Raw genomic sequence first — 634 nt, forward strand, 5'->3', positions numbered from 1 at the left:
TACCTTATATGGTTTTCTTACCTAGCATGCGTGTAGACGCTATGGAAAATAGAATTCGAAACTTAGCACCAAATCAATTTGAATTTGTTGCAGAGTATGACGGGGAAGTAGTAGGTTTTATTGGCTTAACACAAAGTCCGGGACGAAGATCTCATTCAGGCGATTTATTTATTGGGGTAGACAGCGAATATCATAATAAAGGTATTGGCAAAGCACTCCTTACAAAAATGCTTGATTTAGCTGATAATTGGTTAATGTTAGAGAGAGTAGAACTTGGTGTTTTAGAAACGAATCCGAAAGCAAAAGATCTATATGAAAAATTCGGATTTGTAGTAGAAGGGGTAAAGGTAGGGAATTTAAAGGCTCACGGAAAGTTTATAAATGAAATTATGATGAGTCGTTTTAGACCTGATGGTTTAATTGTACATAATTAATATGTAAAAGCATGACAAATCAATGTCATGCTTTTTTAATTGTTATTTGCGATTCGGTAGCTTCGGTTGTAATAAAAATAATGCTAATCCAATGAAAATAATTGAAATTCCTAGTGCTTGTTGTAAAGTAATGGTTTCACTCAAAATAAAATAGGCTAGAACACAAGTACCAATTGTTTCACCTAAAATACTCATTGAAA

General features: G+C 33.1%; 1 protein-coding gene and 1 pseudogene. One reads left to right on the forward strand and one right to left on the reverse strand.

Annotation, left to right across the window (positions count from 1 at the left end; translation table 11 throughout):
• Window positions 1–434, forward strand: a 434-nt coding sequence (locus KI356_RS26250) for a GNAT family N-acetyltransferase (protein ID WP_212936909.1), incomplete at its 5' end; no start/stop codon positions are given.
• A 42-nt stretch (window positions 435–476) separates the two neighbouring features.
• Here KI356_RS26250 and KI356_RS26255 read toward each other — a convergent pair.
• Window positions 477–634 (reverse strand): annotated as a pseudogene (locus KI356_RS26255) (EamA family transporter); the annotation flags it as partial.

The sequence above is a fragment of the Bacillus hominis genome (assembly GCF_018332515.1).
In the GTDB taxonomy this organism is placed as follows: Bacteria; Bacillota; Bacilli; order Bacillales; family Bacillaceae_G; genus Bacillus_A; species Bacillus_A hominis.